This window comes from Microbacterium sp. RURRCA19A, from assembly GCF_900156455.1.
Taxonomy (GTDB): Bacteria; Actinomycetota; Actinomycetes; order Actinomycetales; family Microbacteriaceae; genus Microbacterium.
Map to the genome: position 1 here is coordinate 543,707 of NZ_FTNQ01000002.1, position 14,158 is coordinate 557,864.

The window sequence follows — 14,158 nt, forward strand, 5'->3', positions numbered from 1 at the left end:
GCGGTGCAGGGCATGACGCGACCGTTAGCGTAGGGACATGACCCCGCTCGACGACCCGGCTCTCGTGCGCGTTCTGGCGGCCGACGGCACGCTCGCGCCCACCCCTGAGGCCGAGCGCTATCTGCCGCTGATCGAAGCCCTCACCGACGCCGAACTCGAGACCTTCTACCGCGACATGGTCTCGATCCGCGCCTTCGACGTGCAGGCGACCAACCTGCAGCGGCAGGGGCAATTGGCTCTGTGGCCGCCGTCGTTCGGGCAGGAGGCCGCGCAGGTCGGCTCGGCCCGCGCCGCCCGCGCGCAGGACCACATCTTCCCCTCGTACCGCGAGCACGTGGTCACCCGCATCCGCGGTGTCGACCCGCTCGACATCATCCGGCTCATGCGCGGGCTCACGCACGGCGGATGGGACCCGTCCGACCCGAAGAACGGCAACACCCACATCTACACGCTCGTGCTCGGCGCGCAGACGCTGCACGCCACGGGCCTCGGCATGGGCCTGGTGTTCGACGGAAAGTGCGGCACCGGCGACCCCGAGCGCGACGAGGCGGTGATCGTCTACTACGGCGACGGTGCGTCCAGCCAGGGCGACGTGCACGAGGCGATGGTGTTCGCCGCGAGCTTCCAGACGCCCGAGGTGTTCTTCCTGCAGAACAACCAGTGGGCCATCTCCGTCCCGGTCGCCACCCAGTCGCGCACCCCGCTGTACCAGCGGGCGGCGGGGTATGGCATCCCGAGTGTCCAGGTCGACGGCAACGACGTGCTCGCCAGCTACGCGGTGTCGAAGCTCGCGCTCGACGAGGCCCGCGCGGGCGGTGGCCCCCGCGCGATCGAGGCGATGACCTACCGCCGTGGCGCGCACACCACGAGCGACGACCCGACGAAGTACCGCACCTCCGCCGAAGAAGAGTCGTGGGCCGGTCGTGACCCGATCGCCCGTATGCGCGCCTACCTCGAGGCCCGCGGCGCCTCGCAGCAGTTCTTCGACGACGCGGATGCCGAGGGTCGCGCGCTCGCCGACGACGTGCGCGTGCGCACGAACGAGCTCGGTACGATCCCGCGCGTCCACATGTTCGAGAGCGTCTACTCCGAGGTGCACGCGCTCGTGCAGGAAGAGCAGCGCTGGCTCGACGACTACGAGGCCGCGATGGACGGGGGAACGAAGTGACCGAGAACCTCCCGATCAGCCGCGCCCTCAACGCCGGTCTCCGCCGTGCGCTGGAGACCAACGACCGCGTCCTGCTCATGGGCGAGGACATCGGCCCGCTCGGCGGGGTCTTCCGCGTGACCGAGGGTCTGCAGAACGACTTCGGGCCGCGTCGCGTGATCGACTCCCCGCTGGCGGAGTCCGGCATCGTCGGCACTGCGATCGGCCTCGCGATGGGCGGTTTCCGCCCCGTGCTCGAGATCCAGTTCGACGGCTTCGTCTTCCCCGCGTTCGACCAGATCACCTCGCAGCTCGCGAAGATCACGAACCGCCACGAGGGCGGCGTGCAGATGCCCGTCGTCATCCGCATCCCGTACGGCGGGCACATCGGCGCGGTCGAGCACCACCAGGAGAGCCCCGAGGCGTACTTCACGCACACCGCGGGTCTGCGCGTGGTCAGCCCGTCGACGGCGAACGACGCGTACTGGATGATCCAGCAGGCGATCGAGTCGCCCGATCCCGTGATCTTCCTCGAGCCGAAGGCGAAGTACTGGCAGAAGGGCGAGGTCGACACCGAAGCCCCGGCGCTGCCGCTGCACGCGAGCCGCATCGTCCGTCGCGGCACCGACGTCACCCTCGTCGGACACGGCGCCATGGTCACGACCCTTCTGCAGGCCGCGGCGCTCGCCGAGAGCGAGGGCACGAGCTGCGAGGTCATCGACCTGCGTTCGCTCTCACCGGTCGACTACGGCCCGCTGCTGGACTCGATCCGCCGCACCGGCCGTATGGTCTACGCGCAGGAGGCGCCGGGCTTCACCTCCCTCGGTTCCGAGATCGCCGCCACCGTCATGGAGCGGGCGTTCTTCGCGCTCGAGGCGCCGGTGCTGCGCGTGTCGGGCTTCGACGTGCCATTCCCTCCCGCGAAGCTCGAGGGCACGTACCTCCCCGACGCCGACCGCATCCTCGAGGCCGTCGACCGGTCCCTCGCGTACTGACCCGCTCTTCCTCTCTCCGCCATGAACCGCGAGACTTCATCGCACCGGCGAGACCGCGACATCGCGCCGCAGCCTCGTCGGTGAGCTGAAGTCTCGCGAGCAAAGGACATCACCGTGACCGAGCAGACCTTCGTCCTCCCCGACGTCGGTGAAGGACTCACCGAGGCCGAGATCGTCCAGTGGCGCGTCGCGCCCGGCGACGAGGTGGCCGTCAACGACGTGCTCGTCGAGATCGAGACCGCCAAGTCGCTCGTCGAGCTGCCGTCGCCGTACTCCGGCACGGTCGGCGAGTTGCTGGCATCCGAAGGATCCACCGTCGAGGTCGGTGCGCCGATCATCACGATCGGATCGACGGATGCCGGTGGCCCGGCGCCCGCCGAACCGGTGAGCGTGCCCGAACCCGACGACGCCGGCGGCGCCGTCCTGGTCGGCTACGGCACGGGTGGCGCGGTGTCGTCGCGGCGTCGCAAGCCCGCGGAGCGGCCGGTCAAGGCATCCGTCGGGGTGGTTGCGAAGCCGCCGATCCGCAAGCTCGCCCGCGACCTGGGCGTCGACCTGTCGGCCGTGACGCCGAGCGGCCCCGCCGGTGAGGTCACGCGCGACGACGTCGTGAAGCACGCCGAGCAGGCGAGCGTCTTCCGCAACATCGAGACGCCCGAATGGGGCACCGTGCGCGAGGAGACCATCCCGGTCGCAGCCCCCGCCGCGCCCGCGCCGGTCGACGACGCGCGCGAGGAGTCGATCCCGGTGCGGGGCGTCCGCAAGGCCACCGCGAACGCGATGACCTCGAGCGCCTACTCCGCCCCGCACGTCTCCGTGTGGGTCGACGTCGACGCGTCGCGCACGATGGAGCTCGTCAAGCGCCTGAAGGCCTCGCCGGACTTCGCCGACGTGAAGATCTCGCCGCTGCTGATCATGGCGCGCGCCGTGATCTGGGCGCTGCGCCGCACCCCGATGATCAACGCCGCCTGGGTCGACACCGAGGACGGCGCGCAGATCCGTGTGCGCCACTACGTGAACCTCGGCATCGCCGCGGCGACCCCGCGGGGGCTGCTCGTGCCGAACATCAAGGACGCGCAGGCGATGAACACGCGCGAGCTGGCGAAGGCACTGGAGAACCTCACGCTCACCGCACGCGACGGCAAGACGAGCCCCGCCGATCAGGTCGGCGGCACGTTCACCATCACCAACATCGGCGTGTTCGGAGTGGATGCCGGTACCCCGATCATCAACCCCGGCGAGGCCGGCATCATCGCCCTCGGCGCGATCCGGCAGAAGCCGTGGGTCGTGGACGGCGAGGTGCGCCCCCGCTGGGTGACCACGGTGTCGGGTTCGTTCGATCACCGCGTGGTCGACGGCGACGGCATCTCGCGGTTCATCGCGGACGTGGCATCCGTTCTGGAAGAGCCGGCGCTGCTGCTGGACTGACGGGGCCTCACTGCGCCGCGGTGGGCGAGGGGCCGCTCGTGGCCCGCACGCGTAGTTCGGGCATGAACACCCTCCGCTCGACGGTCACCCGTCCGCGGATGCGTTCGAGCAGCAGGTCTGCGGCCGTCGCCCCCATCTCCTTCCCGTGCTGGTCGACCGTCGTCAGCCCGACCAGCGGGTGCGCGGCGATCGGTACGTCGTCGTAGCCGACCACGGCGACATCGGCGGAGCCGAGCCCCCGGTTCGCGACGACCTCCAGCGCTGCCAGCGCGAGCGAATCGTGCCCCGCGAAGACAGCCGTCGGACGCACCGCCCGATCGAGCAGACCCGCGACGGCGTCGCGCGCGTCACCCTCGGCGGGGTGGATGCGGATGACTTCGGGTGGGAGTCCGCGTTCCCGCATGAGCTGTTCGTACACCTGCAGGCGTCGGGGGTGCGGGTCGGTGCGGGGCTCGATGAGGACCCGTTCGTCGTTCGTGACGTGCGCGATCCGCGTATGACCGGCGGCGAAGAGGTGCTCCATCACCAGACGGGCCCCTTCGTCATCGTCTCCGACGACGACGTCGTAGTGGCGGGGGTGGTCGTGCTGGCCGACCTGGACGAGGGGCACGCGCTGCCCCAGGTCTTCGAGCCAGGCCTGCGGTATGCCGGGAGCCACGGCGATGATCCCGTCGACCTGTCGGTCGTACAGGCTCTCGAGTGCCGTCGTGCCGCTGACCGCATCGGTCATGGGGGCGATGATGAGCTGGTAGTCCGACTCGCGCAGGGAGTCCACGACGCCCGTCAGGATGCGCGTGAAGAAGCCGTTGTCCATGCGCGGCAGCTGAACACCGATCGTCGACGTGGACCCGCGCATGGCACGGGCGGCCACCCGCGGCCGATAGCCGAGGGCCTCGATCGAGGCGGTCACGCGTTCGCGCATCCGGTCGCTCACCCCGTAGGCGTCGCGGATGACCTTCGAGACGGCAGCCCGGGACACGCCTGCGTGGCGGGCGACGTCGTCGATGGTCGCCGCCCGGATCGCCGACGCAGGGGAGGGGGCGGGATCGCGCATCGATCTCCTTCCGTCTGTTCGCCCCCGGTGTAGATCGGTTGACGAAGCTCTTCTCCGTCGATTATCGTCTCCTCCACCCGGTTATGTAGATCGGTCTACACACGGCGACCCAGGGCTGACCCATGTTCACGATCTCTCGGCTGATCGCGCCGACCGCACCCGTCGACGGCGCTCCCACCCTCGTCGGCCGACTCACCCTCGACGAGGGCCACGGTCGTGTCGCCCGGGCCGCGCTCCGTTACTCCGCCCTCGGGATCGTGGATGCCGTGATGAACGGTTCCCGCGTGTCGGAGGACCTGCTCACCCCCGGATGGTCGAGCTATGAGTGGCGGGTGCGCGTCGCCGAGACCGACGTGACCCCGCTCGTGGAGCAGGAATCCACGCTCGAGCTGACCCTGGGGAACGGGTGGTACCGGGGAGCCCTGACCTGGATGGGGGCCACTGCCGTCTACGGCGAGGACCTGGCCGCGATCGCCGAGGTGCGCCTCGAGTTCGAGGACGGACATGTCCAGCTGTGGGGAACGGACGAGACGTGGACCGCCCGTGTCAGCGACACCGTCCGGGACGACCTCTACCACGGGCAGACCATCGACGCCCGGCGCCGGCAGGCGACATCGGACGAGGTCGATGTCCGGGTCGTCGAAGAGCCGCGCGAGCGATTCGAGGCGTACGTCGGCCCTCCCGTCGTGCCCCTCGAGACGCTTCCCGTGCGGGCCGCCTGGCTGTCGCCATCCGGCAAGGTCATCGTCGACTTCGGCGAGAACCTCGTCGGCTGGGTGCGCGCGCGGGTGTCGGGTGACTCGGGCGACATCGTGACGCTGCGTCACGCCGAGGTCCTCGAGGACGGGGAGATCGGCGTCCGTCCCCTCCGCTCGGCCCGCGCCACCGACCGGTTCATCCTGTCCGGCGGCGACGACGTGTTCGAGCCGCGATTCACGTTCCACGGGTTCCGCTACGTCGAGGTCGACGGGTGGCCCGGCGGGCTGGACGCCGTGCGCCGCGGCGGACTCGAGGCCGTGCGGATCGGGTCGCGGTTGCGGCGGACCGGGACGTTCTCCAGCTCGGAGCCGCTCCTGGACCGGCTGCACCAGAACGTCGTCAACAGCACGCTCGGCAACTTCGTCGACCTGCCCACGGACTGCCCGCAGCGCGACGAGCGACTGGGGTGGACGGGCGACATCGCCGTCTTCGCGGCGACGAGTGCCTACCTCTTCGACGTCCAGGACTTCCTCCGCGACTGGCTGCGTGATGTCGTCGTCGAGCAGGAGCACCAGGGCGGCGTCGTTCCGTACGTGGTGCCGGACGTCCTGAAGCACGTCGGCGTGCCCGCGGACATCGCCCCGGTCGATTCGACCGCCGTGTGGAGCGACGCCATCGTCTGGGTGCCGTGGGCGGTGTGGATGGCATCTGGAGACACTCGTGTGCTCGTCGAGAACTTCGAGGGGATGCTGGCACACCTGCGCCACGTCGACGCGTTGGTCTCGGCATCCGGTCTCTGGGACCGCGGATTCCAGTTCGGCGACTGGCTCGACCCCGACGCGCCCCCGGACGACCCGGCGGATGCCAAAGCCGACCGCGGCCTCGTCGCGACCGCCAGCCTCTACCGTTCTGCGGACCTGACGTTCCGCATCGCCGGTGTGCTCGGTCGCACGGAGGTGCGGGACGAGCTCGGCGTTCTGCGGGACCGCACCCGCGCGGCGTTCCGCGATGCCTACGTCGATCGCGGTGCACGCCGGTTGCGCAACCACTGCGAGACCTCCTACGCCCTCGCGATCGTCTTCGGGCTGCTCGACGACGACGAGCGGACGTGGGCCGGTGCGAATCTCGCCGACCTGGTCGTGGCATCCGGTCACCGCATCTCGACCGGCTTCGCCGGCACGCCGTACATCCTGGATGCCCTGAGCGGTACCGGACATGTCGACGTCGCCGGACGGCTGCTGCTCCAGCGGGAGTGCCCTTCGTGGCTCTACCCGGTCACGATGGGCGCGACGACGATCTGGGAACGGTGGGACTCGATGCTGCCCGACGGCAGCATCAACCCGGGCGAGATGACCTCGTTCAACCACTACGCGCTCGGCGCGGTGGCCGACTGGATGCACCGCGTCCTGGGAGGGCTGACGCCCGTGAAGCCCGGATACTCGCGCGTCCGGATCGCCCCTCACCCGATCGACGGCGTCGATCACGCGCAGACCGCGTTCGACAGCCGGCACGGGCGGGTGGCGGTGTCCTGGCATCGGGAGGGAACCGTCGTGCACCTCGTGGCCACCGTGCCCGAGGGCGTCGTGGCCGAGATCCGTGTCGGCGACATCGCCGAGGAAGTCGGAGCCGGCGACCACCGGTTCTCCGCGGAGGTCGCACCGGCCGCCACGGCGTGAGCGACAGGCGGGCCGGGCGCCGCCGGTACCGTGGCGACGAGCCCTCTCGCGAGCGAAGGATGCCGTGCCGGATCGGCATTGCCAGGTTTCTGCCAGGGTTTCCCGCGATCGCCGTCGTGACGCGGATCCCGTCGCGCCCGAACGCCGGAGGAAGGGCCTCCCGCCGGCATCCCGCCCATCCGATTCCGCATCGCCCCCGGATGACCCTTCGTGCGGCGGAAGCGCCGCAGACGGAAACGGAAAGGGAAACCTGATGCGTACGTACAACACGAAGACCCGAATCGGCATGATCGCTGCGGCCGGCACCGGAGCTGCGGCTCTCGCCGTCGCCGGACTCGCACTGCCGGCCTCGGCCGACGACAACGTCACCTCGACGGATGCCTCCACGACCGCGACGCAGTTCGTCGACGCGTCCGACCCGTTCTACACGTGGGTCAGTGACCTCATCGACAGCGGCGACTTCACCGCCAGCCCCCAGACCGCGGTGGGCGACATCGCGAAAATCGGACCGCTGGTGCAGGGTCCGCTCGTCAGCGACTCGCTCAACGGCGACGTCGCGTCGGGCAACCAGACCCCCGTCGTGTCGGGCAACGACACCACGGCCCCCGTGGGTTCGGGCAACGACACCACCGCACCGATCGGCTCGGGCAACGACCTCGGCTCCGGCAACGAGATCGGTTCGGGCAACGACGTCACCGCCCCGGTCGACGCCCCCGTCGGTTCGGGCAACGACACCGGCGTGTCCACCGGTGACGCCGGCGTCTCCACGGGCGACAACGGCGCGTCGGTCGGCGACATCTCCGGCTCGGTGAACGACGTCGTCGGTGGCGTCACCTCGGGCGTCGATGACGTGGTCGACGGTGCGCTCGACCTCGGCGGCATCCTCCGCTGACCTCTGCACCCGCTCAGTGGCGCCACCCTCCTGGGTGGACCCGCTCAGTGGCGCCACCCTCCGGGGTGGCGCCACTGTCATATGGGGGGGGAGCGGCCCGAGCGTGTCAGTGCCGTTCTGCCCGTGCGCCTGAGGCGGCGACGGCGGCGAGCAGGGAGACCCCCGCGGCGGCGAGGAAGAGCCAGGAGAACCCACCCGTCAACGCCTCCGGTCGAGCGGCGCCCGCGCCCAGCAGATCGGTCGTGCGGGCTGCGGCGAGCGTGGACAGGGCGGCGAGGCCGAGCGCACCGCCGATCTGCTGGCTGGTGTTCACGAGCCCTCCGGCGAGGCCCGACTCGCTCTCGGTGACGCCGTCGACCGCGAGGTGCGTCGCGGTGACGAACGCGCCGCCGAGGCCGACGCCGACGAGGAGTGTGGGGCCGAGCAGGTGGACGGCGAACGACGCGTCCGCCGGTGCGGCCGAGAGCCAGATCAGTCCGGATGCCAGCACGACGAGGGATCCGATCAGGGTGGGCCGCGCGCCGATCCGCGCCATGACGGTGGGTGCGATCCCCGCGACGACGACCAGGGCGCCCGCGAGCGGGAGCTGACTGATGCCCGTCACGAAGGCGTCATCCCCCAGAACCGCCTGCATGTACACCGACAGGGCGAAGAAGAGCGCGACGGTGGCTCCGCCCACGAGGAGCATCACGATGTTGCCCGCGCGGAGGGTGCGGCTGCGGAAGAAGGTCAGGGGTACGAGCGGCTCGGCGGTCCGGCGCTCGATGACCACGAACAGGATGCCGAGCGCCACCGCGACAGCCGCGAGGCCGAGGGCCAGCGGGTGGGCGAAGCCGAGGCGCTCCGCGGCGGAGAGCGCCCCCACGATGGAGACGAGGGCAGCGGTGATGGTCACCGCCCCCGGGACGTCCAGGCGAGTGGTGCTGCCCGCGGTGTCGCGGTCCACGAGCAGCGGAAGCGCGACGAGCACCAGCACTCCCACCGGCACGTTCACGAAGAACACCGACTGCCAGCCGAGCGTCGCGGTCAGCACACCGCCGAGCAGGACGCCCGCGGCCGACCCGATGCCGGCGACCGCGCCCCACACTCCGAGGGCGCGCGTGCGCTCGCCGCGGTCCGGGAAGACGTGGGTCAGGAGGGCGAGTGCAGCGGGCGCGAGCAGCGCCGCCGACGCGCCCTGGAGGGCCCGCGCCGTGAGCAGCATCCCGCTCGTGATCGACAGTCCGGCCAGGGTCGAGGATGCCACGAAACCGGCGATTCCGACGAGGAAGATCCGGCGATGACCGAAGCGGTCGGCGAGTCGTCCGCCGAGGAGGAGGAGCCCACCGAACGCGAGCACGTACGCGGTGATGACCCAGGCGAGGGCGGCGGTGTCCATGTGCATCTGCTCACCCAGGACGGGGAGTGCGATGTTGACGATCGAGGCGTCCAGGACCACGAGGAACTGAGCGAGCGCGAGGACCGTGAGGGCCCACCACGGGCGGGCGCTGCGCGCGCTCGCCGTCGAGGGGGAGGTGAGAGAGGGGGAGGGAGACATGGAGGCGACCTTTCGATGATGATGTGAGTGTGCAATCACTCACTAACGGAGAAATGAAAGTCCGAGATCGGCGGTCTGCGGCGATCAGGACGGGTGGCGGATGCCGGAACCCACGATCCGCGCCCATTCGGCGGTCTCGTCGTCGGAGTGGGTGGTCGCGATGAGGTGGCAGAGCTGCCCGAAGGCGATGAACCGCTGCACGTCGGCATCCGGGGCGTGCGAGCGGTCCTTGGCGAACATCGTCACCTTCGCGATGCCGGCGCGAAGGGCGGCGCCGATCTCCTCCACTTCGGCGACGGACAGGGCGTGGACCTGGAGCATCAGGAGGGCGCGGTCGCGGAGGAGTTCCGCGTAGGCGCCGCCCATGGCATCCAGGATTCCTGTCGGCGACTGGTCGTCCGACGCGTCCGCCCCCCGCGCCAGGGCTTTCGAGACCTGTGCGAAGCACGACTCGAGGGCGGAGGCGAAGAGGGTCTCCTTGCTGGGGAACAGCTTGAAGACGTAGGCGGGGGAGATCCCCGCCTCGCGTGCGACGTCCGCCACCGTGGTGCCGTGGAAGCCGCCTTTCGCGAAGGTCCGCAGTGCGGCCGCGGTGACGAGGGGGCGCCGCGCCTCGGCGGTGGAGAGAGTGGTGGTGGACATGTGAGTGACTGTACAGTCACTCATGGTCGGACGCAAGGGGAGCGCGGGCGGGCTACGTCACTCGGGAAGCGCGGGATGCCTCTCGCTCGGTGCCTGACGCGCCGGAATGAGCAGCGCCAGGACGAGCGCGACGATCGCCGCGCCGAGACCGAGGGCGAACGAGACGTCGAAGGCCTGGGCCGTCGGCACGCGGGCCTCGCCCTCGCCCGTCGACAGCGTGGCCAGGACGACACCGACCACGGCCGCCGACGTGCTCGTGCCCAGGGAGCGCGCGAGGGCGTTGAGGCCGTTCGACGCGCCCGTCTCGCTCGGCGGCACCGAACGCATGATGAGCATGGGCATCGCGGCGTAGCCGAAGCCGATCCCGAAGCCGATGAGGATGTTCGCCACGACGAAGTGCCACACCTCGGTCGCGAATAGCAGGCTGAAGCCGTAGGCGAGGATCAGCGACACCGAACCGGCGACGAGGAGCACCCGTGGACCGATGGTCCGGGCGAGGGCGCCCGACAGTGGCGAGAGCACCATCATCACCAGACCCGAGGGCATGACCACCAGGCTCGCGATGAACAGGGACAGGCCGAGACCGACCCCCGTGGCGGTCGGGAGCTCGAGGATCTGCGGGTGCGACACGTTCGAGGTGAACAGGGCGAAGCCCATCGCGATCGAGGCGAGGTTGGTGAGCAGCACGGGACGCCGGGCGGCGACGCGCAGGTCGAGGAGCGGCTCGTCGATGCGGAGTTCGTACCAGCCCCACGCCAGCAGGACCAGGATGCCGCCGGCGGCCAGGCCGAGGGTGAGCGGCGACGTCCACCCCCACGAGTTGCCGCGCGACACCGCGAGGAGCACGCCGATCAGGCCGACCGCGAGTCCCGCCGCTCCGACGTAGTCGAAGCGCCCGGCGGTGCGCAGCACGCTCACCGGCACGATCCACAGCACCAGGACGAACACGACGGCGCCGAGGGCGGCGGCGATCCAGAACAGCCAGTGCCAGTCCGTGCTCTCCGCGACGAGCGCGCTGATGGGGAGGCCCACGGCGCCGCCGACGCCGAGGGTGGCGCTCATGAGGGCGACCGCGCTGTCGACCCGGTTCTCGTGGAGGACATCGCGCATGATCGAGATGCCGAGGGGGACGACGCCGACCACCGCGCCCTGCAGGGCACGCCCCACGATCAACCCGACGATGCCGGGCGAGAGCGCCGCGATCACCGACCCGGCGATCATCACGGCCAGCAGAACGAGCACGATGCGTCGCTTGCCGTACATGTCGCCGAGGCGTCCGGCGATCGGCGTGATGACGGCGGCTGCGAGCAGCGTGGACGTCACGACCCAGGCGGTGTCGTCCCTCGAGGCGTTCAGGAGCTCGGGCAGCTTCGCCTGGATCGGCACCACGAGGGTGAACAGGAACGACGAGCACAGGCCCGCGACGGCCAGCACGGCGACCACCGCGCCGTTCGGGGTGCTCCGGGACAGTCTTCTGCGCGCGTTCTCGTCCCGTGACATCGGTTCCAGGCTATCCGTCCCGCCCGGTTCGAGGGCCGGCATCCCCGCTGGTCCGCCCGACATTGAAACGCATCAACCCCCTCCCCGGATCAGCTAGCATCCGAAGCAGACGGTCGAGGCGGACGAAGGGGGCGCGGGTGTCGAACGGGATGCGCACGCCGAGCATGGCGGACGTGGCGCGCGTCGCGGGGGTGGCCCTGGGCACCGTCTCGAACGTGCTGAACCACCCCGCCAAGGTCTCGCCGGCCACGCTCGCCAAAGTGCAAGGGGCGATCGCCGAGCTCGGCTTCGTCCGCAACTCCAACGCCCAGCAGCTCGCGGCGGGACGTTCGAGCAGCATCGGTCTGGTCGTCATCGACATCAGCAACTCGCTGTTCGTCGACATCGCGCGGGGTGCCCAGCGATTCGCGGCCGAGCTGGGGATGAACGTTCTCGTCGCCAACAGTGACAATCGCGCGGATCAGCAGCGCGCCGACCTGGACTTCTTCGACGAGGCCCGCGTGAGCGGCATCCTGTTGGCTCCGATGGAGGATGCCAGTGACGACGTCGCGCGCATCCGGAGCCACGGTCGACCGACCGTCGTCCTCAACTACGACTCGGGCAAGGCCGACTGCTGCCAGGTGCTGATCGACAACGAGGAGGTCGGGTACCTGGCCGCGCGCCACCTCATCGACATGGGACGCACCCGTCTGGCCTTCGTCGGCGGCCGCGACTACCTGCAGCCGGTGGCGCTGCGCCGGCGCGGCGTGCGGCGTGCGGTCGAGGAGGAGGGTGGGAGGGTCTCGTTGCAGGAGGTCCCGACGGAGAACCTCGACCCTCCCGGCGGTCTGCGGGCAGGGGAAGAGCTCGCGGGGGAGGTGCGCGCCGGGCGTCTCGACGGGGTCATCGCGGTCACCGACCTCCTCGGGATGGCGATCATCCAGGTGTTCAACGCGCACAGCATCGAGGTGCCGGGCGACGTGGCCGTGATGGGATGCGACCACAACTCGGCCGCATGGGGCGGCATGATCCCGCTGACATCGGTCCAGATGCAGGGTCTCGACATGGGCCGCGAAGCCGTCCGGCTGCTGATGGCCGAGATCGAGGACGGGGCGGATCACGTTCACGTCACCACGGTGCTCCAGCCCGAACTCGTCGTTCGGGAGAGCACGGTCGGTCGTCGGACCGCCGCGAACCCCGATCTCTGAAGCGTTTCAAAAAATCCTTGACTCACCTGCGAGGGGCTTGCATAATCCTCTTGAAGCGCTTCAATGACGGAGGCGCGTTTTCGAGGAGGAAAAGTGTCCACAGCATTCATGCGGTCGCGCCGGACGGTCGCCATCGTCGCGACAGGTGCCGCCGCGCTCCTGGCCCTCACCGCCTGCGCCGGTGGCGGCGGGAACGCCGCCGGAGGGTCGAAGTTCTCGTTCCTGGTGAACCAGGAGAACACCACGATCCCCGATCTCTTGACGAGCCTCAGCACCGATCAGTGCAAGGCCGAGAACGACGCGCAGCCGCTCGAGGTCGAGACGGTCCCCCAGACGCAGCTCGACCAGAAACTCCAGCTGCTCGCCGGCCAGAACGCGCTGCCCACGCAGTACGCGGCGGGCAACGCCCCGGCCCTCACGAAGGAGCTCGCCAAGGGCGGCCAGGTCCTCGATCTGAAGAAGACCCTCACGGATCTGGGCGTCATCGACAAGATCCAGCCCGCCGCCATCTCCACCATCGAGCAGCTCTACGGCGGCTTCAACGTCCTGCCGTACCAGTACAACATCGAGGGCATCTGGTACAACAAGAAGCTCCTCAGCGACAACGGCATCCAGGTTCCCGAGACGTGGGACCAGCTCACCGCAGCCGCCGCGAAGCTCCAGGGCGCGGGCGTCCAGCCGTTCTCCGCCTCGGGCGAGCAGGGCTGGCCGATCACCCGTCTGATCAGCGGCTACATCTTCCGCGACCTCGGTCCCGATGCGCTGCAGAAGGTCGCCGACGGCGAAGCCAAGCTCACCGACCCGGAGTACGTCGCCGCAGCCCAGGCCGTCGCCGACCTCGGCACCGCCGGCTACTTCGGTCAGGGCGTGGGCTCGATCGACTACGACACGGCGTTCAACACCTTCCTCACCGGTAAGGCCGCCTTCTTCTACATGGGCAGCTGGGCGCTGGCGAACTTCGCCGACGAGACGGCGAACCAGATCGGCTCGGACAACATCGGGTTCCTGCCCTTCCCCAGCGTCACCGGCGGCAAGGGCGACGCCAGCCAGACGCCGGCGAACGTGGGTCTGCCCATGGCGCTGTCGGCCAAGGCCTACAACGACAACACCGGCAAGTGGCTCACCTGCATCGCGAACAACTACGGCGCCGAGTCCCTGTCGAAGGCCGACACCATCTCAGGCTTCACCGTCGACGGTGACGTCCAGGTCGACGACCTGACCAAGCTCGTGCAGGACCAGATCTCCTCCACCAAGGAATCGGTGCTGTGGTTCGAGGCGCTGTTCAGCGCCAAGGCCACCGAGACGAGCCAGAAGAACGCGGCGCAGCTGCTCACCGGCGCGACCTCTCCCCAGGACTTCATGAGCCTGGTGCAGGCCGACCTGGGCTGACGTGTCCTCCGA

11 protein-coding genes are annotated in these 14,158 nt (G+C 70.0%); 7 read left to right on the forward strand and 4 right to left on the reverse strand.

What is annotated here, in order from left to right; genetic code table 11:
• Window positions 1-37 precede the first annotated feature (37 nt).
• The 3 genes from BW982_RS10480 (at window position 38) to BW982_RS10490 (ending at window position 3,570) form a co-directional block, all read left to right on the forward strand.
• Entirely contained in the window at window positions 38-1,168 is a 1,131-nt protein-coding gene (locus BW982_RS10480) for a thiamine pyrophosphate-dependent dehydrogenase E1 component subunit alpha (RefSeq protein WP_076493002.1), read from the forward strand.
• The gene (locus BW982_RS10485) at window positions 1,165-2,142 is read left to right on the forward strand and encodes an alpha-ketoacid dehydrogenase subunit beta (RefSeq protein ID WP_076493004.1); all 978 of its coding nucleotides are present in this window, start codon (window positions 1,165-1,167) and stop codon (window positions 2,140-2,142) included. Before BW982_RS10480 ends, BW982_RS10485 begins: the two co-directional genes overlap by 4 nt.
• Before the next feature lie 114 nt (window positions 2,143-2,256).
• Window positions 2,257-3,570 carry a dihydrolipoamide acetyltransferase family protein gene (locus BW982_RS10490; protein WP_076493006.1) on the forward strand — a complete coding sequence of 438 codons (1,314 nt, stop codon included), beginning with the start codon at window positions 2,257-2,259 and terminating at the stop codon, window positions 3,568-3,570.
• A gap of 7 nt (window positions 3,571-3,577) precedes the next feature.
• Here the strand turns inward: BW982_RS10490 and BW982_RS10495 are convergent, their stop codons facing one another.
• A complete protein-coding gene (locus tag BW982_RS10495) occupies window positions 3,578-4,624 on the reverse strand; it encodes a LacI family DNA-binding transcriptional regulator (protein WP_076493008.1) in 1,047 nt (348 codons plus the stop codon).
• Window positions 4,625-4,746: 122 nt separating this feature from the next.
• On the opposite strand from BW982_RS10495, the gene BW982_RS10500 reads away from it, so the two are divergent.
• The gene (locus tag BW982_RS10500; RefSeq protein ID WP_076493010.1) at window positions 4,747-6,999 is read left to right on the forward strand and encodes an alpha-L-rhamnosidase; all 2,253 of its coding nucleotides are present in this window, start codon (window positions 4,747-4,749) and stop codon (window positions 6,997-6,999) included.
• A 253-nt stretch (window positions 7,000-7,252) separates the two neighbouring features.
• On the forward strand, window positions 7,253-7,891 hold the full coding sequence (locus BW982_RS10505; protein WP_076493013.1) for a hypothetical protein: 639 nt from the start codon (window positions 7,253-7,255) through the stop codon (window positions 7,889-7,891).
• 106 nt (window positions 7,892-7,997) lie between these two features.
• Here BW982_RS10505 and BW982_RS10510 read toward each other — a convergent pair whose 3' ends face one another.
• The 3 genes from BW982_RS10510 to BW982_RS10520 form a co-directional block, all read right to left on the reverse strand.
• A complete protein-coding gene (locus BW982_RS10510; RefSeq protein WP_076493015.1) occupies window positions 7,998-9,428 on the reverse strand; it encodes an MFS transporter in 1,431 nt (476 codons plus the stop codon).
• Window positions 9,429-9,512: 84 nt separating this feature from the next.
• Window positions 9,513-10,070 carry a TetR/AcrR family transcriptional regulator gene (locus BW982_RS10515; protein ID WP_076493017.1) on the reverse strand — a complete coding sequence of 186 codons (558 nt, stop codon included), beginning with the start codon at window positions 10,068-10,070 and terminating at the stop codon, window positions 9,513-9,515.
• Window positions 10,071-10,127: 57 nt separating this feature from the next.
• Window positions 10,128-11,570, reverse strand: coding sequence for an MFS transporter (locus BW982_RS10520; RefSeq protein WP_076493019.1), 1,443 nt, complete (start codon window positions 11,568-11,570; stop codon window positions 10,128-10,130).
• A gap of 137 nt (window positions 11,571-11,707) precedes the next feature.
• Between BW982_RS10520 and BW982_RS10525 the strand changes: the two genes are divergently transcribed.
• Entirely contained in the window at window positions 11,708-12,757 is a 1,050-nt protein-coding gene (locus tag BW982_RS10525; RefSeq protein ID WP_217693679.1) for a LacI family DNA-binding transcriptional regulator, read from the forward strand.
• A 93-nt stretch (window positions 12,758-12,850) separates the two neighbouring features.
• Entirely contained in the window at window positions 12,851-14,146 is a 1,296-nt protein-coding gene (locus tag BW982_RS10530; RefSeq protein WP_254845576.1) for an ABC transporter substrate-binding protein, read from the forward strand.
• Window positions 14,147-14,158: the final 12 nt, after the last annotated feature.